This window comes from Acinetobacter legionensis, assembly GCF_057165765.1.
The window spans coordinates 3,508,779-3,530,434 of sequence record NZ_CM169896.1 but is presented as its reverse complement, the minus strand read 5'-3'; the positions used below and the strand labels follow the sequence as shown (position 1 = coordinate 3,530,434).

General features: G+C 38.0%; 17 protein-coding genes and 2 pseudogenes. 14 read left to right on the top strand and 5 right to left on the bottom strand.

Going from position 1 to position 21,656, the window contains the following annotated elements; genetic code table 11:
* The first annotated feature begins 63 nt into the window (after positions 1-63).
* Genes AC2G3J_RS15995 through AC2G3J_RS15980 form a run of 4 tightly spaced genes read left to right on the top strand, consistent with a single transcriptional unit; the run spans position 64 to position 5,922 of the window.
* Positions 64-2,073: a M3 family metallopeptidase gene (locus AC2G3J_RS15995; protein WP_336953287.1), complete on the top strand. Its 2,010-nt coding sequence runs from the start codon at positions 64-66 to the stop codon at positions 2,071-2,073.
* A 14-nt stretch (positions 2,074-2,087) separates the two neighbouring features.
* On the top strand, positions 2,088-3,026 hold the full coding sequence (locus tag AC2G3J_RS15990; protein ID WP_483770264.1) for an ABC transporter permease: 939 nt from the start codon (positions 2,088-2,090) through the stop codon (positions 3,024-3,026).
* 8 nt (positions 3,027-3,034) lie between these two features.
* Positions 3,035-4,174: an ABC transporter permease gene (locus AC2G3J_RS15985; RefSeq protein ID WP_483770263.1), complete on the top strand. Its 1,140-nt coding sequence runs from the start codon at positions 3,035-3,037 to the stop codon at positions 4,172-4,174.
* An 11-nt stretch (positions 4,175-4,185) separates the two neighbouring features.
* On the top strand, positions 4,186-5,922 hold the full coding sequence (locus AC2G3J_RS15980; protein ID WP_483770262.1) for an ABC transporter ATP-binding protein: 1,737 nt from the start codon (positions 4,186-4,188) through the stop codon (positions 5,920-5,922).
* A 382-nt stretch (positions 5,923-6,304) separates the two neighbouring features.
* Here the strand turns inward: AC2G3J_RS15980 and rluB are convergent.
* From rluB to AC2G3J_RS15965, 3 genes and pseudogenes are all read right to left on the bottom strand, one after another.
* Positions 6,305-7,198 (bottom strand): annotated as a pseudogene (gene rluB, locus AC2G3J_RS15975) (23S rRNA pseudouridine(2605) synthase RluB); the annotation flags it as partial.
* 41 nt (positions 7,199-7,239) lie between these two features.
* On the bottom strand, positions 7,240-7,830 hold the full coding sequence (scpB, locus tag AC2G3J_RS15970; protein ID WP_336953283.1) for an SMC-Scp complex subunit ScpB: 591 nt from the start codon (positions 7,828-7,830) through the stop codon (positions 7,240-7,242).
* Positions 7,827-8,618: a segregation and condensation protein A gene (locus AC2G3J_RS15965; protein ID WP_419819579.1), complete on the bottom strand. Its 792-nt coding sequence runs from the start codon at positions 8,616-8,618 to the stop codon at positions 7,827-7,829. The genes scpB and AC2G3J_RS15965 overlap by 4 nt, the downstream gene beginning before the upstream one ends.
* 622 nt (positions 8,619-9,240) lie before the next feature.
* Between AC2G3J_RS15965 and AC2G3J_RS15960 the strand changes: the two are divergent.
* The 10 genes and pseudogenes from AC2G3J_RS15960 to AC2G3J_RS15915 all read left to right on the top strand — a co-directional run bounded on the left by AC2G3J_RS15960 (position 9,241) and on the right by AC2G3J_RS15915 (position 19,873).
* Positions 9,241-12,129 (top strand): annotated as a pseudogene (locus AC2G3J_RS15960) (type VI secretion system Vgr family protein).
* Positions 12,130-12,131: 2 nt separating this feature from the next.
* Positions 12,132-12,917 (top strand): hypothetical protein, encoded by a 786-nt coding sequence (locus AC2G3J_RS15955; RefSeq protein WP_483770261.1) that lies wholly within the window; start codon positions 12,132-12,134, stop codon positions 12,915-12,917.
* Entirely contained in the window at positions 12,901-13,746 is an 846-nt protein-coding gene (locus tag AC2G3J_RS15950) for a glycoside hydrolase family 19 protein (protein WP_483770260.1), read from the top strand. The genes AC2G3J_RS15955 and AC2G3J_RS15950 overlap by 17 nt, the downstream gene beginning before the upstream one ends.
* On the top strand, positions 13,733-14,446 hold the full coding sequence (locus AC2G3J_RS15945) for a hypothetical protein (RefSeq protein WP_336953276.1): 714 nt from the start codon (positions 13,733-13,735) through the stop codon (positions 14,444-14,446). The genes AC2G3J_RS15950 and AC2G3J_RS15945 overlap by 14 nt, the downstream gene beginning before the upstream one ends.
* Positions 14,447-15,115: 669 nt before the next feature.
* Positions 15,116-16,093: a DUF1852 domain-containing protein gene (locus AC2G3J_RS15940; protein ID WP_034610135.1), complete on the top strand. Its 978-nt coding sequence runs from the start codon at positions 15,116-15,118 to the stop codon at positions 16,091-16,093.
* Between the two features lie 28 nt (positions 16,094-16,121).
* Positions 16,122-17,150 (top strand): methionine synthase, encoded by a 1,029-nt coding sequence (locus AC2G3J_RS15935; RefSeq protein WP_336953273.1) that lies wholly within the window; start codon positions 16,122-16,124, stop codon positions 17,148-17,150.
* A 195-nt stretch (positions 17,151-17,345) separates the two neighbouring features.
* The gene (locus AC2G3J_RS15930; protein ID WP_004722874.1) at positions 17,346-17,837 is read left to right on the top strand and encodes a flavin reductase; all 492 of its coding nucleotides are present in this window, start codon (positions 17,346-17,348) and stop codon (positions 17,835-17,837) included.
* Between the two features lie 637 nt (positions 17,838-18,474).
* Complete coding sequence (locus AC2G3J_RS15925; RefSeq protein ID WP_483770259.1) at positions 18,475-19,047, top strand: TetR/AcrR family transcriptional regulator; 573 nt, start codon at positions 18,475-18,477, stop codon at positions 19,045-19,047.
* Positions 19,038-19,283, top strand: coding sequence for a hypothetical protein (locus AC2G3J_RS15920; RefSeq protein ID WP_483770258.1), 246 nt, complete (start codon positions 19,038-19,040; stop codon positions 19,281-19,283). The genes AC2G3J_RS15925 and AC2G3J_RS15920 overlap by 10 nt, the downstream gene beginning before the upstream one ends.
* A gap of 170 nt (positions 19,284-19,453) precedes the next feature.
* A complete protein-coding gene (locus tag AC2G3J_RS15915) occupies positions 19,454-19,873 on the top strand; it encodes a hypothetical protein (RefSeq protein WP_483770257.1) in 420 nt (139 codons plus the stop codon).
* Positions 19,874-20,037: 164 nt separating this feature from the next.
* Here AC2G3J_RS15915 and AC2G3J_RS15910 read toward each other — a convergent pair whose 3' ends face one another.
* Both AC2G3J_RS15910 and AC2G3J_RS15905 read right to left on the bottom strand, forming a co-directional pair.
* The gene (locus AC2G3J_RS15910; RefSeq protein ID WP_004722861.1) at positions 20,038-21,321 is read right to left on the bottom strand and encodes a ribonucleotide-diphosphate reductase subunit beta; all 1,284 of its coding nucleotides are present in this window, start codon (positions 21,319-21,321) and stop codon (positions 20,038-20,040) included.
* A gap of 141 nt (positions 21,322-21,462) precedes the next feature.
* Positions 21,463-21,594, bottom strand: a complete 132-nt coding sequence (locus tag AC2G3J_RS15905) for a preprotein translocase subunit YajC (RefSeq protein WP_004722859.1) — start codon at positions 21,592-21,594, stop codon at positions 21,463-21,465.
* Positions 21,595-21,656 lie beyond the last annotated feature (62 nt).

Here is a 21,656-nt window from a genome sequence, read left to right as displayed (position 1 = left end):
TATCAAAAGCTTAAAAATAAACAGATTGAAATTTGAAAATGAATAAATGAAAGATTGGAGAAAATGAAAATGAAGCGATTTAAATTAACTACACTCTGTATGTTGTCAATGGGTATGGGGCAATGGGCCTTTGCAGAAACTGAGCGCAGTACTTTACCCAAGTTTCAGGCCAAAGATATCCCTGCCCAATGTGATGCAAAAATTACAGACGTTAAAACCAAGTTGGCTGAATTTGCCAAAGTTAAACTCAAAAATAATGCACCTGCTGGAGCAGTATTGGCAAAGTGGGATGAAATTTTTGCAGAGTTTGAAGATTTTTATGGACCAATTAATTTAGCCAGTAATGTTGACCCAAGCGCGGATTTACGTAAAGCCGCAGAAGACTGTGAAGTTAAAATCAGTCAGTTTCAAACTGAAGTGTATCAAGATGGAAAGCTTTATCAGCAAATTAAAAAAATCAAAGCCAGTGATGAGATTGACCGTAAATATCGCCAAGATATTTTAGATGGTTTTGAAGATACAGGGGTACAACTTCCCGCAGAAAAACAAGCACGTTTAAAAGTGATTTTAGATGAATTGACCAAGATTCAACAAGAATATGCCCGTAACATTCGAGACAATCCTGAAAAATTAGAATTTACTCCAGCCGAATTAAAAGGCTTACCAGAAAGCTATATTGCCAATCTAAAGAAAAATGAAAAAGGCAATTACCTGTTGGGTTTTGACTACCCAGAATACCGTCCTTTTATGGAATTGGCAGACAGTGATGATGCGCGTAAACGTTATCAAATTGCTTATACCCGCCGTGGTACTGAAAAGAATTTAGTGTTGCTTAAACAAGCGATTGATTTACGGCATGAACTTGCACAATTATTCGGTAAAGCCAGTTATGCCGATTGGGCATTGAAAAATCGTATGGCCAAAAATCCTGAAACGGTCAATAAATTCCTCAATGAGGTACATAGTACGGTTGCGCCATTAGAGAAAAAAGAAGTGCAAACACTGCGTGAATTTAAGGCTAAAACCTTAAATATTCCTGTGGAAAAAGCGGAAATTAACCGTTGGAGTGAGGGCTATTGGAGCGAAAAATTACGCCAAGAAAAGTACAAAATTGACCAAGAAAAAATGCGGGAATATTTCCCGACTCAAGCATCACAAGATTGGTTATTTGCAATTTCTTCAAATCTATATGGGATTGAATTTAAGCCTGCCAAGGTTGATGTCTGGCAAGATGAAGTTGAATATTACGATGTAACAGATCAGAAAACAGGTCAGCTTTTAGGTGGTTTATATATCGATAAATTTCCACGTGAAGGAAAGTATGGTCATGCAGCGGTGTGGGGCGTTAAGGGGGGCAGTACCCTAACCCAGCGTAAACCGATTTCAGCCTTAGTCACCAACTTTAACCGTAAAGGTTTAAACAGTGATGAACTGGAAACCTTTGTACATGAGTTTGGGCATGCTTTACACGGAATTTTATCAAACACCCGTTATGCCTCACAATCTGGCACCTCAGTCGAGCGAGATTTTGTTGAAGCACCGTCACAGATGTATGAAGAATGGGCACGCCGTAAAGAAACGCTGTCGACCTTAGCCAATTATTGCAAACCCGCCTGTCCGCGTGTCGACGATGAATTGATTGGCAAATTAAAAGCCGTTAAAAACTACGGTCGTGGCTTATTTTATTCTCGTCAAACTTTATATGCGCAATACGATATGGCACTGCATACCGCAGATGCTTTAAAAACCCAGCCTTTAGAGGTATGGAAAAAACTCGAAAATCAAACCGCCTTAGGGTATGTGCCAACTACAGAATTCCCAGGGCAATTTGGTCATATTATGGGCGGATACCAAGTCGGCTATTATGGCTATATGTGGTCTGAAGTGATGGCCTTAGACATGCTTTCTGCTTTTGGCGATAACTTAAATAATCCAGAGGTTGGAGCACGTTATCGTAAAGCAATTTTGTCACAAGGTGGACAAAAGAAAGCAGAGCAGTTGGTTGTTGATTTCTTGGGCAGAGAACCGGATAACAAGGCATTCTTTCAAGAAATTACCGGTCAACGTGATTAAAAGGAATTAGAACTATGCTGGCATATATCACGCGCCGTATATGGCAAATGATTCCCACCATGTTGGGAGTCGTGTTGCTGATTTTCTTTCTATTTAACTGGGTAGGCGGAGATCCTGCTTATATCCTTGCTGGAAAAATGGCAAATCCTGAACAGATTGAAAATATTCGTCAGCAACTTGGGGTAGACCAACCATATTACGTTCAATTGTGGATTTTTATTAAGCAAATCCTGACTTTTGATTATGGCAATAGCTGGAGTACCGGGGAATCAGTTTCAAACATTATCCTGACCCGTTTAGGTCCATCACTGACCATCATCATTCCACTGACAATTTTACAAACTGTAATTTCAATCATTCTGGCTTTGGCTGTTGCTTCGGTACGTGGTTCGTTGACGGATCGTATGGTGATGTTGTTATGTACCATTGGGATGTCGATCAGTATTTTGGTCTATATCATCGTGTTTCAATACGGTCTTGCCTATAAGCTGGGATGGTTCCCTGTACAAGGTTGGAGCGATAGTATCAGTGAAAATCTATTGCAATACGCACTATTGCCAATCTTAATCATGTTAGTGGTGAGTATTGCACCGACTTTACGTCTATACCGTAGCTTTGTCTTAGATGAAGTCAATCAGGACTATGTGCGTACTGCACGGGCAAAAGGGGTCGGTGAGGGACGTATTTTGGGCGTGCATGTGCTGCGTAATGCATCTATTCCGATTATTACCGATGTGATGTCGAGCCTGCCAGCGTTATTGATTGGAGCATTTTTAATTGAGCGATTTTTTGGTATTCCGGGGATTGGACGAGAAGTCATTATTGCAGTAGAACGAAGCGACTTTCCAGTGATTAAAGCAATCACCGTATATGTTGCTGCTGCGACCATGATTTTTAACCTCATTGCCGATTTGATTTATAAAGTGGTTGATCCACGCGTACAGTTGAAGTAGGTGGGATGATGCTCGGAATTTTATCTAAAAAAGTAGACGTCCAAGACCAACAGACTTCTCCTGGTTTATGGCGATTGGCGATGCGACGTTTAAAAGCAGATCGTATTGCTATGCTGTCGTTATTGGTGTTGCTGTGTTATTTCATCATATTGGTACTCTCCATGACGGGTGTGATTGCATCAAATTGGAATAAAGAAGTCGCCGTGAGTTATGCGCCACCTACATTTATAGGGGCAGATCAAAACACGCAAGATTCTGAAAAAAAAGCCACACCTGTAGCAGCTTTACCTGAAAATCCTGTTGATCCTTTAAAAGATGTGATCAAAGAACTAAATACTGAAATTTCAACAGAACAAACTTCAGGTGGTGAGATTGACTACTACGGTATTCAAGATCCGCTTGCAGAAGATATGAAAGCCATTGATCAGCAATTGGGTGGGCATTTACTTGATCAGCAAAGCGAACTCAAACAAACCTTGCCTTTTGGTGCGGATAAATGGGGACAGGATGTAGTACTAAAAACCATTAAAGGTGCAGAAACGTCTATTATTGTGGGCTTGATCTCGGCATTGCTGGCAGTGGTAATCGGCACATTCTTAGGGGCAATCGCTGGTTATTTTGGTGGTTGGGTCGATGATGTTCTGAACTGGTTTTATAACATTTTTACCTCGATACCTTATCTATTGTTGGTGTTGGCGATTGCTGCTGTACTGCAACAAAAGGGTATTCTTTCCATTGTTTTAATTCTTGGATTAACGGGTTGGACTGGGGTATTTCGTTTAATTCGTGCCGAATATATGAAACATAATTCACGCGAGTATGTACTGGCAGCCAAAGCAATTGGTGTCAGTAATACCCGAAGGATGTTCGTGCATATTTTCCCAAATGTAAGTCATATTGCTTTGGTTCAGATGTCGATCTTGGTGGTTGCATTTATTAAGTCTGAAGTAATTCTAAGCTTCTTGGGCTTTGGTGTACCTGTGGGAGTGGTGTCATGGGGTAGTATGTTGAATGAAGCACAAAGTGAGCTAATTTTAGGCAAATGGTGGCAATTGGTGGCAGCTTCAGTAGCGATGGCCGTGCTTGTGACCGCATTTTCAATGTTTACAGATGCATTGCGTGATGCATTAGACCCTAAACTAAAATAAGGAGCATAAAGATGTCAGAACAACAAGCGACACCTCCTGTACTACTCAGTGTTAAAAATCTGAGTGTGAGTTTTAAGGGTGAAAATAAGCAATTTATTGAAACTGTAAAAGGCATTTCATTTCAGATTCCTACCAATACCACCGTGGCCCTGGTTGGCGAATCAGGAAGTGGCAAATCTGTAACTTCCCTAGCAACCATGGGTTTATTACCCAAAGGCCAATCTCGTATTGCTGAAAACAGTAAAATTATTTTTGAAGGTAAAGACTTACTCAGTTTAAACAGCAAACAAATGCGTGCAATGTGTGGTAAAGATATTGCTATGATTTTTCAGGAACCGATGTCATCACTTAATCCTGTGTTTACGGTGGGTGATCAAATTGCTGAAATTATGCGTATTCATTTAAATATGGGGCGTAAACAAGCACGACAACGTACTTTGGAGTTGCTCACTGAAGTTGGAATTCCATCCCCTGAAAGCAAGATTGATGCTTATCCCAGTCAACTTTCTGGTGGTCAACAGCAACGGGTCATGATTGCCATGGCAATCGCCTGTGAACCCAAATTACTGATTGCTGATGAACCGACCACAGCATTAGATGTCACTATCCAAAAACAAATATTGGATTTGTTGGAGGCTTTACGTAAGCGCCGTCAAATGTCTATGCTGTTTATTACTCATGACTTGGCATTGGTGAGTGAAATTGCTGATGAAGTGATTGTGATGCGTCATGGTGAAATTCGTGAACAAGGTTTAGCAAAGGTTGTTTTAGAACAACCACAAGATGCCTATACCAAAGCATTATTATTATGCCGTCCGCAACTTTCGCATCGTCCATATCGCTTACCAGTCATTAGTGATTTTATGCAAGTTCAAGATGTACCTGAGACTGAGGCGGTGAGTTTGACTGAGGTGGATTTTGCGGAGCGTAAGCGAGGTCTTATTGGCGGTGAAGAAATTATTTTAGATGTACGTGATTTAAAAAAATCATTTTTTAGCCGTAAAGGGCTATTTGGCAAAGATGAATTTCAGGCAGTCAAAGGGGCATCCTTCCAACTGGCGAAAGGTAAAACTTTAGGGCTCGTCGGGGAGTCTGGCTCAGGTAAAACCACCATTGGTTTATTGTTGATGCGCTTGCAACAAGCTTCTGGTGGCCAAGCTTTGTTTCAAGGTAAAGATATTTTGGCAATGTCTGAAAAAGAGTTTGCCCAGTATCAACGTAAGATTCAAATTATCTTTCAGAATCCTTATGCCTCACTTAATCCGCGTTTTACCGTGGGGCAAATTTTGATGGAACCGATGCAAGTTCATAAAATTGGCGCAAATGATACTGAACGTAAAAAGATGGCTTTGGAATTACTGGAAAGAGTAAGCTTACCTGCGCAAGCCTTTGATCGTTATCCGCATGAGTTTTCTGGGGGGCAACGTCAACGTATTGCAATAGCACGCTGTTTAACTTTAAAACCTGAAATTTTAATCTGTGATGAATCCGTCTCAGCACTTGATGTATCGGTTCAAGCACAAGTCCTGAACTTACTTCAAGATCTGCAAGATGAATTTGGCTTAAGTTATATTTTTATCTCACATGATTTGTCTGTGGTGAAATATATTTCGGATCAAATTATGGTGATGAACCACGGTGATATCGTTGAAATCGCCAATTCGGATGAGTTGTATCAGTCACCACAGCATGACTATACCAAACGCTTATTGAGTTCAATTCCGCAAGGAACCAGACAGGTGATTTAGATTTTTACTGTGTAAAAAGCCACTCGATTGAGTGGCTTTTTAGTGTCAATAAATAAGTGTTAAAGACTTAGAATTTTTTAAAACCTTTTGTCACAACAAACGGTTTTTTCTTTTCAGGTTGTTCGCTACGTTCTTGGCGATCTGAACGATCTAAACGTTCGTTTGGATTATAGCGACCTTCTGAACGGTTACGGTTTTGTTGATTGCCATAACGGTTTTCAGAACGGTTGCTATTAAAACTATTACCACGGTTGTCCGCACGGTCATTGTTGTAGCTGTTGCCACCAGAACGTGCTTTATTAAAGCGGTTGTCTGAGCGTTCATTGCGATTGTCAGTACGGTTTTCAGTGCGGTTTTGACCATATTGGTTTGCACTTGGCTGAGAATCACGACGATCATTTTGATGGTTGTGAGCTTCTTCACCTTCGCTATCACGACGTTGTTGACGCAGGAATCCACCGCGACGCGCAGCCATAGGTTTGTCTTGCATACGTTCGGTACGACGTTTTGCCATACCAAATAAACCTGTACCTTGACGTGGTTTAAGTTCAACAGCTTTGGTTAAATTATCGATATCAGTTTTATCAAGTTCCATCCAACGACCTGTACGAAGTTCACGAGGCAAAATCACAGTGCCGTAACGAGTACGGAGCAAGCGACTTACTTTTAGACCTTGTGATTCAAAAATACGGCGAACCTCACGGTTACGACCTTCTTTTACAACGACTTGGTACCAGCGATTGATTCCTTCACCACCAATTTCAGAGAAAGATTCAAATTTTGCTGGACCATCATCTAAAACAACGCCATTTGTCATGTTGTTTTTGATTTGAGGCGTTACTTCACCCATGACTCGAACTGCATATTCACGTTCGATTTCATTTGAGGGATGCATTAAACGATTGGCAAGTTCACCATCATTTGTAAAAAGTAATAAACCTGTTGAGTTGATATCTAGACGACCTACCATCACCCAACGGTCATTGGAAATCGGGGGCAAGTTATCAAACACAGTCGGGCGAGATTCTGGGTCATTACGAGAACAGATTTCACCTTCAGGTTTGTAGTAAATCAATACACGACGACGAATTTCGTCTTCAATTTGGAACTGAACTTTACGACCATCGATGCGAAGCTCATCACCTGGTTCAATACGTTCGCCCACTTGAGCAACCTGCCCATTGACACTTACACGACCAGCGGCAATGACCTCTTCCATATAACGGCGAGAGCCCAAACCCACTCGTGCGAGTACCTTTTGCAATTTTTCACTCATGACAGCATAACCTTAGAAATAATCATCAACAGTGCACCTATTTAAGACTTGGCAGCTTGCGCATCCAAAATCATAAAAGCTTCCTTGGCATCCTGTAGGGGAGGCAATTGATCTAAAGACACTAGACCAAAAGCATTTAAAAATTGTGGCGTTGTCACTAACAACGCGGGTCTACCTGGGAGTTCTCGGTAACCAGATTCTTTAATCCAGTTCCAATCAAACAAAGTCCTGAGTATTTGACTATTATTTGTAACCCCTCGTATTTGCTCAATATCAGCACGGGTTACTGGCTGATGATAAGCGATCACTGCAACAGTTTCTAACAGTGATGGCGATAATCGAGTCGGTCGATCTGGCCAAACTTGCGCAATCACGTTGCGGTATTTTGCCCGCACTTGAAAACGATAACCTTGAGCCGTTTCGACAAGTTCGATTGAACGACCATGTTGTAACACAGACAATTGCTGTAAATACTGTTGCAACTGTTGTTTAGAATACTGATTTTGAAATGCTTCTCTTAAGCGAGCAAGCGATACAGGGGCATCACTTGCAAAGATAATCGCTTCAAGTTGCATCAGAACTTCGTGATGTAATTCATCAACATTAAAGGCATTATTTTGATCAATGGTCATGCCGTTGCTCCTTGAATTGCAAGCGGGGCTTCAACACCAGAAGAAATAATTTGGACTTTTTGCTGACGAGTCAGCTCCAAGATTGCCATAAATGTAACCACCATGCCCATTCGACCTTGGTTTGGCTTGAGTAATTCTTGGAAACTGAGAACTTCTCCAGATTCAATCATATATTCGATATAAGCAATGCGTTCTTCAAGAAGTACAGGTTCTTGTTCAATCTTATGGGTTACGGGTTCAGGACGGTTAAAAATGCAATATAAGGCATCTTTTAGCATCTCAACGTCATAACCTTCATACACTTTTGGAATATGACCAATTGCAATATGTGTCGCAAAAGTATCTCGGTCTAAAACTGGCATCTGGCCTAAACGTTCAGCTGCTTTTTTAATCCGTAAATAGGTTTCTAAGCGATCGATTAATTCCTGTTTTGGATCTTTTTCAATATGCATGGTTTTTGGTTTTGGCAATAACAAGCGAGATTTTAAATCTGCCAATAATGCTGCCATCACCATATAGTCTGCGGTTAGCTCGATATTTAACGATTTCATACTGTCCATATAAGACAAATATTGTGTTGCAATCGGAGCAATATCTAACTGTAAAAGATCGAAACCATTTTTTTGAATCAGATAAATTAAAAAGTCGAGTGGTCCTTCGAAATGTTCAAGCAGAATTTCGAATGCAGCAGGAGGAATATATAAATCCTCTGGAATTTCTTCTTGCCATTCATCCAATACACGGATGTTGGAAATGGATTCCATAGGATGCTGAGTTGCTTGAGTCATTACAGTTTATTAGCCACGCGAATTTTCAAAGGCATGTTTTATTCGTGTTACCACTCAATAGGCACATAGGAGAGGGTGGTGACGAATTACAAAAAGATATTTGGCTTATTTTAATGGAAAAGTTAAGAGGAATACATTGTTTAATTATAAAAACCATAAAAAAACCTGAAAATAAATAGGGAATATTTTGTTTTATGATGATTAAACTAAGCTAAGTTTATAATTTTTAATGTAAATTTTTATATGTTTTTAATAGAAAATTTATCCATATTTTAATAGCATAATGTGAAGTGGATCAACTTTATATGTTGGGTGGGTTTGAATACTAAGGAGCTTTGTTACTTAGGACTGTCTATAAAGGCTGAGATAGAAATATAATTTTCAATTAATAAAACTGTATTTAAAATGAATTGAGTAAAGGAAATATTCTGTATGAGTACAATTGATTTCAAAGCAGTTCAAATATGAATATCAATAAATATTGAAGTAAGTAGCTAATAAAAAATTGAACGGAATTTTAAAAATTATTAAGTAAAAATTAATAGAATAATGTTATTAAGTTGATTTTTATAGTTATATACTTAAAGATATATATTAATTATTAAGATTATGTATAAAAAATATGTCTAACAATATTTACTCTGCTTTGGAGCAGCTTGGATTATCAGCACAAAAACGTGCGATCCACGTACAATTTTCTAATTCGGCGTTGAGCCAACAAGTATTCCTACAACGTATTGATGGAACACATCAAATCAATGAGGGTGTTCGACTTCAGCTCATCTGTCTTTCAACGTCAGCAAGCATTCCTTTAAAAAGCTTTATTGGAACGCAAGCTGCAATTGATATTGTCACAGATAAATCTGAATTAACCCGTATTTCAGGAATTGTGACCCAAGCCGATATTGGCGCATCTGATGGTTCTCTTACCATCTATCGTTTGACTGTAGAAGACCCAACAGCACTTTGGAAACACCGTAGAAACTCTAGAGTATTTATGAATAAGTCGGTTGTGGATGTGATCCAGACCGTGTTCCAAGAATGGGTACAGCGCAGCCCACTATTTGCTTCAAGTCTGACATTAGATAAGAGTGGACTGAGCAAAGACTATGATGTGCGCCCATTCATTATGCAAGCATCTGAAAGTGATTTTGACTTCCTGACCCGTTTGATGAGAAGTGAAGGGATTAACTGGTTGATCGATGAAGCACAACTTAAAGTGTCGAGTTCAACAGAACAAATCCAAGCACAAAAGCTTCGTTTAATTGATGACAATTCACAATTTAGTGCCTTAGAACGCCGCAATATTCGCTTCCATAGAAGCAGCGCCGTAGAAAAAACTGATTCAATTACCAATTTTATTGGTCAGCGTTCCATTCAACCGACTTCAGTGCATATCCAGCGTTGGCAAGCTGATGTACTGGATATTGATGAAGGCGCTGGCAGTGTCCAAAGTAAACACAGCCATAGTGAAAATTATGACAATGCCAGTCTAGCTTTAGAACAAGCATGGCACTTTAGCCCTGCATGGATTCAAGACCTTAATGGCGAAGATGGTGCAACGCCATCGGGCAACAGTCAGATTGAAAAATTTAACCAAAACCTCAGCAACTATTACGATTCACAAGCCAAACAATTTACAGCAACGTCAACTGTGCGCGATGCACATGTTGGTTATTGGTTTGAACTGAATGAACATCCTGAGATAGATCAACACTCAGGTGCAGACAAAGAATTTTTAATCATGGCTAAAAGCTTTTATAACCAAAATAACTTACCTAAAGATCTCACCGATCAAGTCACCGCTTTAGTCCAACAAAGCAATTGGCAAACAAGTCAAATCACCAGCAACACGAGTGATGAACGTTAAGCCAGTAATTTAACCATTCAACGTCGTAATATCAGCACGGTTCCAGCCTATAACCCATTACAACACCGACCGATTGCATCACCACAACGGGCCAAAGTAGTAGGGCCAAGCGGAGAAGAAATTCATGTTGATGAATGGGGGCGTATCAAAGTTCGCTTCCTGTTTAGCCGTAATGAAGACAATACCCATGATGGCGGTGCGGGTTCTAATGACAATGACACAGATTCAGCTTGGGTCGATGTCCTGACCCCATGGGCAGGCGAAGGCTATGGTGCGCGGTTCTTACCGAGAATCGGTGAGATTGTCGTGATTGACTTCTTTGATGGTAACATTGACCGTCCATTTGTGGTTGGGCGCATCCATGAAGCACAACGTCATCCAAGCAAGTTTGATGACAAAGGCAAACTGCCTGATACCAAGAAACTGGCAGGAATCAAAAGTCGAGAGTATCAAGGCAGTGGCTACAATCAACTGAGGTTTGACGATACTACTGGCCAAATCAGCAGCCAGTTACAGAGTAGTCATGGGGCCAGCCAACTCAACTTGGGCAAACTGAGTCATCCAAAAGACAAAGCAGAAAGTGATGATCGTGGAGAAGGTTTTGAGCTGAGAACTGACCAATGGGGAGCACTACGCGCAGGGCAAGGTTTACTGCTTTCGACCTACAAACAAGACCAAGCCAAAGGTGATCACCTTGATTCAGAGTTTGCCAAAAAGCAACTTGAGGGTAGTCAGACCAACAGTAAAGCTTTAAGTGATATTGCCAAGAACCAAAAGACTGATCCTTTAGAAAACTTAGATCATTTGAAATCGTTTATTTCTGCTTTGGAAAAAGATGACTCAGATGAAGCTAAGAACCAAGCCGAGGCATTTAAACAGGCGTTAATGATATTGGCTTCACCAAACTCAATTGCGCTTACCAGTAATGAAGATATTCATCTTTCAGCAGATGGGCAAATTAGTCATAGCGCAGGCGACAGTATTAATCTAAGCACTCAAAAGAGCTTCTTAGCGCATGCACAAAACAAGATCAGTTTGTTTGCAGCACAAGAAGGCGCAAGGTTATTTGCAGGAAAAGGTAAAGTTGAAATTCAAGCTCAGGGTGATGGTGCTGATGTCATTGCACGTAAAGACATCCAAATTATTTCAACTGAAGATGCAGTTTATATCATAAGCCCTAAAGAGATTCGACTGGTTGGGGACACTTCTGAGGTAAGGATCAATGGTTCAGGTGTGTTTGCGACAACATCAGGATTGTTTGAGGTGAAGTCGGGGCAGCAGAAGTTTGAAGGAGGAGTACATGTACCTAATTTTAAAGTAAGTTTACCAACACCTAGAACACTTTACAGTAATAAAATTGATTATAACTGGAGTGACAATATTGGTAATGACAAGGAAATTTTTGTTCTAAATAAACATAATAATTATTTAATAAAATCTAAAATTGATAAATTGAATGATAAAAATAATATGAGTTCTTTACGCTTTTATACACGGGAAGAAACTGATTTTATTGCATTAGGGTTTGATTCATCATATGTTTCTTTAGTGCAAAAACGATTAGATGGAGAAAATATAGATGAATTATTAGATGAAGCATTATCGAACGGTGATGATGTTTATTCTGAAGAGGATTTTTAGTAATGTCTGAATTAAAAACAATTACAGTAAAATTCTTTGATAGTTCTGGGAAATATGTAGTCAATTTAAGTGTCAAATCTAAATATAAGGGGTCATCTAAAGAGAATCTTCAGAAAACGAATTCGCATGGCTTGTTTGTATTTCAAGCTTCACCAAATAGAACGATTGAAATTCTTGTTCAACCACCTAATCAGCAAAGTTATACTGTTTTTAAAACAATCAATTCTTCTGTAATATCATCTGAAGATAATCCTATTAGAATTCAATTGCCAAAGACGATTGACGAATATAAACAAAGCAATAGGTCTTCTACGAACAAAGGAATAGTTAGTACTTTATTTAAAGTTGTTGATAGTAATGGAAAAGTTATGGTTAATTTTCCGATTCAATCTAGACCAAAAGGAAAAGGAAACTCTCCAGATAAATATACAAATAGCCAAGGAATAGTAGAAGTTCTATCATCTGCGAATCGAGATATTGAAGTTTTAGTACTTACATCAACTGATCAATTTCAGCTTAAGTTTTCTGGGAACTCAGGAAATGGGATAAAGCAACCAATATTACTCAAACTAAATGAACCATATGATCGCTTTAAAGGTGTTACATTAATAAAAGTATTAGATAAATCAGGACAGCGTTATGCAGTTAATGATGTCGATGTTGAGATGATTTTTAACAATAATCAAAAAAAGAATCTTAAAGTTAAAAATGGACAATTAAAGTTAATTAACTGGGTTGGTCAAAAAATTAAATTAATCATTTTAAAACCAGATGGAACTCCTTTTTGATTCTGTTAGCTTTATGGTCAGAAGAGTTAAAGAGGAATTTATTGATTTACAATTAAGTGTAGATATTTTGAATGGAAGAACAGCAACAAATGATCCTAATATTCCTAGACGTATAGAGGATAGTATTTCAGGAGAAATAATTTCTTTAAGCTTTTTTAAGGAGGTATATGGTTCTCGAAAGTTATTTTGGAAAGAAGGAATGAACGGTAAACCGACACAGAATACAACTCCTGAACAATTTGTACTCGCCTTAAATAAGGGATTACTAAAATATAAAATGACAGACAAGCTTATGCTTTGTCATTTTCTTGCTCAGATCTACCATGAATGTGATCATTTTTATACATTAATCGAGTATGCGAGTGGGAGAGATTACGACATTTCAACTTTTCCTCCATCTGTATGTGATATTCCAAAAAGTAGAGCGTGTAGAAGGCGTAAACAAATAATAAAAGAAGGTAATACTACGCCGGGTGATGGACCAAAATATAGAGGGCGAGGTTTAATTCAATTAACGTGGAAAAGTGCATATATTTTATATAAAAACTATTCAGGACTTGATGTGGTAACAAATCCGGATTTACTTTGTAACGATCTTTTTCATGCTGTTGAAAGTGCTGTATGGGCTTTTAATGAATTTAAAAATGCGGATAATTTGGTTCGGAAAGGATATAGTGACTTAAATGGGACTTATACCAATTCTCATCATTTACAAGTTGTAGATAAAGTAAGCAGAAGGATTAATGGTGGTACAGTAGGTTTAGCTGAGCGGAAAAGTTTATTTTTGAAAATATTAAGAGAAGTTGAGAAAAGAAATGGGTTTAAGTAAAAAAATCTTTTTAACAGTAGCTCTTTTATGTCCACCACTAACTTTTGCTGATAGTGATAGCCTAGTAAAGGATAATCATAAAGTTTATTTTAAACAGGGTTCCCTGAAAATTTTCCTATTTGATGATGCTAATTATTGTTTTGATAAAGATGCTTTTTCTGTGGAGAGTTTAACGAATGATAAAAGGAAATATTTGTTTGTAAACTATACAGATGATTGCAATCCTAGTGGAAAGTATCAAATATTCGATATATCAAATAATAAAGCTCATAAGTTTTATTTGAGTCCATTATACGATCCAGAAGTTATAAATGATAAAAAACAAATTATTGAAAGGTTTAAAGATGGCTCTATAAGTTACACACGTATATACAAGTTGAAAAATGATAGATATTCTTTGCAAGAAGAACTAAAAACATTAAGTGATAATCTTAACCTAAGTGTTATTTATTATAATAAATCAACTATTTACTCTCTAAAAGACAATTCAAATCAAACAGTAAAAAATATAAAAATAAATTTACCTAAAGTGTTTTTTCTTGATAAAAATTATATAAAAACAAAGGCTTATATTGTAAAAAATGATAAAGTAACAATAAAGAATATTATTAAAAATAGTGACTCATTATACCTTCATGTTGAATATTATGGAAAAACTAAGACAACAGAAGGATATATTAAATTATCTGATATTTTTTAGGAGTTTAGTCATAATTACGTTTGAGATTCATCATCAAAAAATATTTACCATAACCATATAATTTTAATTGATATTTATCGAGCTGGCTGCTTTTAACAAATTTAATATTTATAAAGAGGCTATTAAATGATGAGTATAAGTCATTATTAGATGATGTTTTTTTGCCAACGGTAGTTACCCAACAGTCCAACAATAGAAAAACTTAACTGATCAATCTAAAAAATACTTTCGATCTTCATTTCTTCTCAATTTCCTAATCCAAGAAATAAGCCAAATAGCAACCAACACAATAAAGCCCAACACATTGGTAATCAGATCAGTTTTTTTATATACACTTTTAACAGCATTTTTGCTTACTCATTTCTTGAGTTTTATCATATAGCCCAGCCTCACAATCCATTTATTCATGTTACTCACTCTTAAACATGAATTTGGTTCACTTTTTTGTGAAATTATATCATTTTTATTCATGTGCGGATTGGGGTATAAATTACACCAAGCGCTTCACGATAGACAAAATTATCGTTGATTCTGAAATGAACGACTAAGTACAAATCAGAAAATACGGAAAATACTATTGACTGGATAGATCCAAAGATAAATTGGATGGTTCAGAAAGAGCATGAAAAAAATTCAGGTTTATTTCAGAAAATAGGGTATCAGATCATCATGAGTAAAGATTTTACATTTACGATTAAGAGCATTAGTTTCGACGAAAACTATCATCCCTCTAATAATACGCGTATCACAACCAACTTTGCCAATTTAGCAAGAGGTGAGAGTCGCCATGACAATCTGCGCAATACCCTAACGATGATTGACAATCGTTTTAATGCCTTAGCGCATTGGGATAATCCAGAAGCAGATCGTTATTCTGTTGAGTTAGAAATCATTTCAGTTGATATTGATATCGAAGGCAACGGTGAGACTTTCCCTACGATTGAAATATTGAAAACCAATATTGTTGATCACAAAAATAATCAACGCATTGAAGGTATTGTGGGCAACAATTTTTCTTCTTATGTGCGTGATTATGATTTTAGTGTATTGCTGTTAGAACATAATAAAAATAAAGATCAATTTAGCCTGCCAGAAAACTATGGCGAGCTTCATGGGAAGATTTTCAACGCATTTGTAAATTCAAATGCGTATAAAGAAAACTTTAAAAAATCACCTGTGATTTGTCTTAGTGTTTCAAGTAGCAAGGTGTATCACCGTACTGCAAATGTGCATCCAGTATTGGGTGTTGAATATCTACAAGATGAATATTCGTTAACAGATGAATACTTCGGAAAAATGGGTTTGCAGGTTCGTTATTTTATGCCGCCTAATAGTGTTGCGCCTTTGGCATTTTACTTCCGTGGTGATTTGTTGAGTGATTACACTAACCTTGAGTTGATCGGTACTATCAGCACCATGGAAACTTTCCAGAAGATTTACCGACCTGAGATTTACAACGCGAATTCTGTGGCAGGTAAATCTTACCAACCAAGTTTAAAGCATCAGGATTATTCACTTACTCGTATTGTGTATGATCGAGAAGAGCGAGGCCAGTTGGCGATTAAGCAAGGGAAATTTACTGAAGAGCAGTTCATCAAGCCATACAAACATATCCTTGAGCAGTGGTCTGCAAATTACGTTGCTTAATTTACCTAGATAGACAAGATTATTGATTATGAAAATATTATTACCAACTTCAACTGCTGGCAGCTTACCAAAACCTTCTTGGCTTGCTGAGCCTGAAAAACTTTGGTCACCTTGGAAATTACAAGATGAGCAATTAATTGAAGGCAAACAAGATGCTTTACGCTTGTCATTGCAAGAGCAACAACACGCTGGGATCGATATTGTCAGTGATGGTGAACAAACGCGCCAACACTTTGTCACCACGTTTATTGAACATCTGAATGGTGTGGACTTTGAGAAGCGCGAGACTGTACGCATTCGTAATCGCTATGATGCAAGCGTACCAACTGTTGTCGGTGCGGTATCTCGTCAAAAGCCTGTTTTTGTTGATGATGCCAAGTTTTTACGTCAACAAACCAATCAACCGATTAAATGGGCGTTGCCTGGTCCAATGACCATGATTGATACGTTGTATGATGCGCATTATAAAAGTCGTGAAAAACTTGCTTGGGAATTTGCCAAAATCCTCAATGAAGAAGCCAAAGAGTTAGAAGCTGCGGGTGTGGATATTATCCAATTTGATGAACCTGCATTTAATGTGTTTTTTGATGAAGTCAACGACTGGGGTGTTGCGACTTTAGAAAGAGCGCTTGAAGGGCTTAAATGTGAAACTGCGGTGCATATTTGCTATGGCTATGGTATCAAAGCCAATACAGATTGGAAAAAGACTTTAGGTTCAGAATGGCGTCAATATGAAGAAGCATTCCCTAAACTTCAACAATCTAAAATTGATATCGTGTCTTTAGAATGCCAAAACTCTCGTGTGCCAATGGATCTGATCGAATTGATCCGTGGTAAGAAAGTAATGGTTGGTGCTATTGATGTGGCAACCAATACCATTGAGACAGCAGAAGAAGTTGCCAATACATTACGAAAAGCACTTCAGTTTGTCGATGCGGATAAGCTTTATCCATCGACTAACTGTGGTATGGCTCCTTTATCTCGTGAAGTTGCAAGAGGCAAACTTAATGCTTTAAGTGCTGGCGCAGAAATCGTTCGTCAAGAACTTAGCCGCTAGTATTCAACGATATTGTGGTGTAAAAAGGGTGACCTGTTTGGGTGAATGGATATCCAAGACCCAACTGGAAACCCTGATCACAATTTAGAGAACGTCAGTTCTACTGAGAAACTCATCCAGATGCAGTGCCTACATGACGGAATAGCAGGGTAATGCTAAATCTAAAAAAGTACGGTTCAATTTAGGAACAATGAAATGATTGAAGCAACAGACTTTAGAAATGCAATGTCTTTGTTGACCAGTGCAGTCAGTGTCATTACCACGACAGGTTTGTCTGGTCGTTATGGATTTACTGCGTCTGCCGTATGTAGTGTGACGGATTCGCCTCCGACTTTATTGGTCTGTATGAATAAAGCGGCGAGTTCGCATGTGCATTTTGTTGAAAATAAAATTTTAACTGTAAATGTTTTAAGTGCACATCATCAGCATATTTCTAAAGCGTTTTCGTCTAAATTAAGCCCAGAAGAACGATTTAAACATGGCGTTTGGACAGAATTAGAAACTGGCGCACCGGTTTTAGATGATGCTTTGGTGAATTTTGATTGTGAGATTGAGCAAATTCAGGAAGTTGGAACACATACGATTTTTATTTGTCGTATCGTGGCGATTCAACAAAGTGAACATGATCAAAGCTTAGTTTATTTTAATCGTTCTTATCATCATGTTGGGCAGACCGAGGTTGCTTAAAGCCAGTTTGCTTTTGCGTTTACGCCTTATGCCAGAGCTAAAAAATAATAAGGCGTGTTGATCTGTTGAATTGACCGAATAGGCTTGTTTAAAGCAATCATAATCAATTATTTAATTACTTGAAAAATAATAATAATTTTAATTTTTTGCACAAAATATGACATTGACACCCTAAAAATCTCCGATTATTCTTTGCTGGCTGGCCTACATTGCCAGTCGGTTTTAGCAGACCGCTGCCTAAGTGCATTGAAAAAACTTGTTTTTTTGATGTAGACTCGTTCGTCCCCCTTTTGTTGCGGTTGGACGGGAGGGGGACACCTTCGGGTGTACTGATTCTTAGGTTCAGTCTGCTAACCCTCTTTCGTTCTGCCACCATAATTTTTATACATTGGCAGAATTTTGAATTGTTCAGGAGTTGGCCATGTATTTTATTCATACCCCATCAGATTAGTGTTTAGTACGGTTGAACAGCCTTTGGGTTTTTTGGCATTGGCTGGTTATACCTCAAAATATCAACAATAAAACTTGAGATTCATTCTGGTTACCTTTTGAAGCCGTTGCATGCTTTTTTGCTTATAACAAGATCGAGAGTGACTTTATCTTATTTAATTAAAAAAATGATTTATATGGAAAATATATGTCAAATTTATATATTTCATTTCTAGCTTTAAGGGTGCTCGATTCCTCCCGAAAACTCTTTAATACATACGGTTTTCATCATGTCGGGATAAACCGTATTGTTGAATCTGCTAAAACTACCAAAGCAACGTTTTATAAATACTTTCATTCTAAAGAAAGTTTGATTGAGAGGAGTTTAACCTTTCAAAAAGCCACATTGAAAGAAGAAGTGTTTGTGCTAATTTATAGGCGGAAAGACCTTACCGTTTTTGAAAAACTTAAGCGAATTTTCTTTTTACATGCCGATGTTGAAGGGCTGTACCATTTATTATTTAAGGCTATTTTTGAAATTGAAAAACGCTATCCCAATGCTTATCAAATCGTGGTTGAATACCGAAGCTGGTTAATTGATGAAATTTATAAATTGCTTTTAACCAGCAATGTGAATGCCTCAAAACAAGATGCACATATGTTTTTGTTTGTGATTGATGGGGCAATGGTTCAGCTTCAGGGTGAAAATAGTGTGGATGATCGAGAAAGGTTAGTGGGGTGTTTTTTGGATGGGTTGGGGTTTTTGGCGAAATGCAATTAGGGCTAGCTGCTGAATTGATGAATATAGATAAAAGAAATCCTGATTGGTTGTATGAAACATTTGTTGTCATTTTTACAGATGCAACAGTTGCAATGGATTTTGTTGCAAAAAATGTAGTGCGTGGTGGAAAAATTTTAGGTAGAAAGCTTACCTTGCAAGAATCAACCATTTTTTATAATGCAGGGAAAATTGCTCTAAATAGTTGGATAAAAGGTGAAATTCCAAAAAACGATTAGAAAATGCAGTATATGCACGATCATGGAAATGGCAAGAAGCTATAAAATTGGCTCTTAACGGTGATGTTATTGAGATTCCCGATGGATGTGAAGGAATTTGTCGCGCTGATCCAGAAAGGCAAGTTGAAACTTGGAAGTTTGACCCATCATTAAAATTGAGTTTATAAGTCATGATTAAATATTTAGCAGTAGTATTCTTATTTTTATCTGGTGTAGCTGGCTATACAATTGATAAGTTCGGTCAAGATTTATGTGTTTACGAATATATAGCTGTTAACACAGTTACCTATTTTAAAGAACTAAACGGAGTATCGGCGAATGATCCATCCATGCTTGGTATGTCTGGGCTTTTATCAATAATACTAGCAATCATATTGATTTTTATAAAAAACAAATACATTTATGTTGGATTGATATTTATACTGTTAGTGTTGGAATTGACTCTATTAAACATGATCGAAACTGTGTCATATAAAGAAATTATTTACGATTCAATAGTTAAATGTTCAAATTTTTCTGTTTTAGTTTGGCTTCTTTGCCAGATTGCTTTTTTAATTCTAAGTGGAATATATCTGGTTAAAAAACAATAAATTAAATACCTCTATCAGGAGGTATTTTGCTAATAGTATTAAAAACGGCTGTTTATTGTTCTATTTTAGGGGGACATCTGTGGGTTGAAAAGAATTTAGCTCAAATCTAACCTGACAGTCTCAATCAAATATTGATAACTGTCAGATCAGGGCGATGTCACTTCTTACCAGCTCAACGCACCACCAGTTTGATAATCAGTTACACGCGTTTCAAAGAAATTCTTCTCTTTACGCAAGTCCATCATTTCAGACATCCACTGGAACGGGTTATTTACACCAGCAAACTGTTCAGGTAAACCTAACTGCGCTAAACGACGGTTACAGATGAATTTCAAATACTCTTCCATCATCGCTGCGTTCATACCCAATACACCACGTGGCATTGTGTCACGCGCATATTCGATTTCAAGCATAGTACCTTCAAGAATCATCTGAATGATTTCTTCTTGGAATTCAGCAGTCCACAAGTTTGGATTTTCGATCTTGATTTGATTAATCATGTCGATACCAAAGTTCAAGTGCATAGACTCATCACGTAAGATGTACTGGAATTGCTCAGCAACACCATTCATCTTGTTACGACGACCCATAGACAAGATCTGGCTGAAACCACAGTAGAAGAAGATCCCTTCAAGTACGCAATAGAATGCGATCAAGTTACGCAATAAGATTTGATCGTTTTCAGGTGTACCTGTTTGGAAGGTTGGATCACATAAAGACTGAGTATATTTCAAGCCCCACGCTGCTTTACGAGCAACTGACGGAACTTCACGGTACATGTTGAAGACTTCGCCTTCATCCATACCTAAAGATTCGATACAGTATTGGTAAGCATGCGTGTGAATCGCTTCTTCAAATGCTTGACGCAAGATATATTGACGGCATTCAGGGTTGGTGATGTGACGGTAAATCGCCAACACCAAGTTATTTGCAACCAACGAATCTGCAGTAGAGAAGAAACCTAATGAACGCATCACGATGGTACGCTCATCTTCGGTTAAGCCATTTTCAGACTTCCAAAGTGCGATATCGTGGTTCATGTTAACTTCTTGCGGCATCCAGTGGTTTGCACACCCGTCTAGATACTTTTGCCAAGCCCACTCGTATTTGAATGGTACAAGTTGGTTTAAGTCAGCGCGACAGTTGATCATGGCTTTATCATCAACTTGTACACGTTGTGCACCCATTTCAAGCTCTTCTAAGCCAGGTGCAACGTCTAACTTTTCTAAGGCGTGAGATGCTCTTGCCAACGAATCGGTTGGATTTGTTGATCTTGCTGTATAGGTTCCAGCGGATTGTGTAGTTGCCACATTCTGCGATGACTGCTTTGTATCAGATACCACTTGCGAATCAGTCGTTTTTTTCTGTTCGACGGGCGCAGGCTGGTGAGCTTGTGCAGCTTGTTTCTGTTCATCATCTTCAAAATCGTCCCAACTTAGGATAGACATCGTTGTTCTCTCTTCGTTGTTAATATCTATGTTCGACATCTCACAATGGAAGATGTCACTACTATACGCTTATTCTGTGCAAGCAAAATTAAGTTTTGCCGATAGTTGTTTTGTTCTTGTTCGAAAGAACAGATATCCACACTACTTATTTTGCTTACGCTTTTGCTGCTTACGGATCGCAAAGAATGCATAGACCGCAGGCACGTAAAAAACTAAAAAGGCTAAGATCAGCACGATTACGCCTAACTCATAGTTATGACTTAAATGGAACATTTCTTCGCCTTTTATAATTTCAGATTTTTTGAATCCCCCTAACTCCCCCCTTTTTTTAAAGG

Bases quoted from the DNA above. Each gene is read 5' to 3' on its own strand.
- AC2G3J_RS15955 (WP_483770261.1), top strand. From the start codon at position 12,132: ATGTCTGAATTAAAAACAATTACAGTAAAATTCTTTGATAGTTCTGGG.
- AC2G3J_RS15940 (WP_034610135.1), top strand. From the start codon at position 15,116: ATGAGTAAAGATTTTACATTTACGATTAAGAGCATTAGTTTCGACGAA.
- AC2G3J_RS15910 (WP_004722861.1), bottom strand. From the start codon at position 21,321: ATGTCTATCCTAAGTTGGGACGATTTTGAAGATGATGAACAGAAACAA.
- AC2G3J_RS15995 (WP_336953287.1), top strand. From the start codon at position 64: ATGAAAATGAAGCGATTTAAATTAACTACACTCTGTATGTTGTCAATG.
- AC2G3J_RS15925 (WP_483770259.1), top strand. From the start codon at position 18,475: ATGTCAAATTTATATATTTCATTTCTAGCTTTAAGGGTGCTCGATTCC.
- AC2G3J_RS15980 (WP_483770262.1), top strand. From the start codon at position 4,186: ATGTCAGAACAACAAGCGACACCTCCTGTACTACTCAGTGTTAAAAAT.
- AC2G3J_RS15935 (WP_336953273.1), top strand. From the start codon at position 16,122: ATGAAAATATTATTACCAACTTCAACTGCTGGCAGCTTACCAAAACCT.
- AC2G3J_RS15985 (WP_483770263.1), top strand. From the start codon at position 3,035: ATGCTCGGAATTTTATCTAAAAAAGTAGACGTCCAAGACCAACAGACT.
- AC2G3J_RS15905 (WP_004722859.1), bottom strand. From the start codon at position 21,594: ATGTTCCATTTAAGTCATAACTATGAGTTAGGCGTAATCGTGCTGATC.
- AC2G3J_RS15950 (WP_483770260.1), top strand. From the start codon at position 12,901: ATGGAACTCCTTTTTGATTCTGTTAGCTTTATGGTCAGAAGAGTTAAA.
- scpB (WP_336953283.1), bottom strand. From the start codon at position 7,830: ATGACCATTGATCAAAATAATGCCTTTAATGTTGATGAATTACATCAC.
- AC2G3J_RS15930 (WP_004722874.1), top strand. From the start codon at position 17,346: ATGATTGAAGCAACAGACTTTAGAAATGCAATGTCTTTGTTGACCAGT.
- AC2G3J_RS15920 (WP_483770258.1), top strand. From the start codon at position 19,038: ATGCAATTAGGGCTAGCTGCTGAATTGATGAATATAGATAAAAGAAAT.
- AC2G3J_RS15965 (WP_419819579.1), bottom strand. From the start codon at position 8,618: ATGACTCAAGCAACTCAGCATCCTATGGAATCCATTTCCAACATCCGT.
- AC2G3J_RS15945 (WP_336953276.1), top strand. From the start codon at position 13,733: ATGGGTTTAAGTAAAAAAATCTTTTTAACAGTAGCTCTTTTATGTCCA.
- AC2G3J_RS15915 (WP_483770257.1), top strand. From the start codon at position 19,454: ATGATTAAATATTTAGCAGTAGTATTCTTATTTTTATCTGGTGTAGCT.
- AC2G3J_RS15990 (WP_483770264.1), top strand. From the start codon at position 2,088: ATGCTGGCATATATCACGCGCCGTATATGGCAAATGATTCCCACCATG.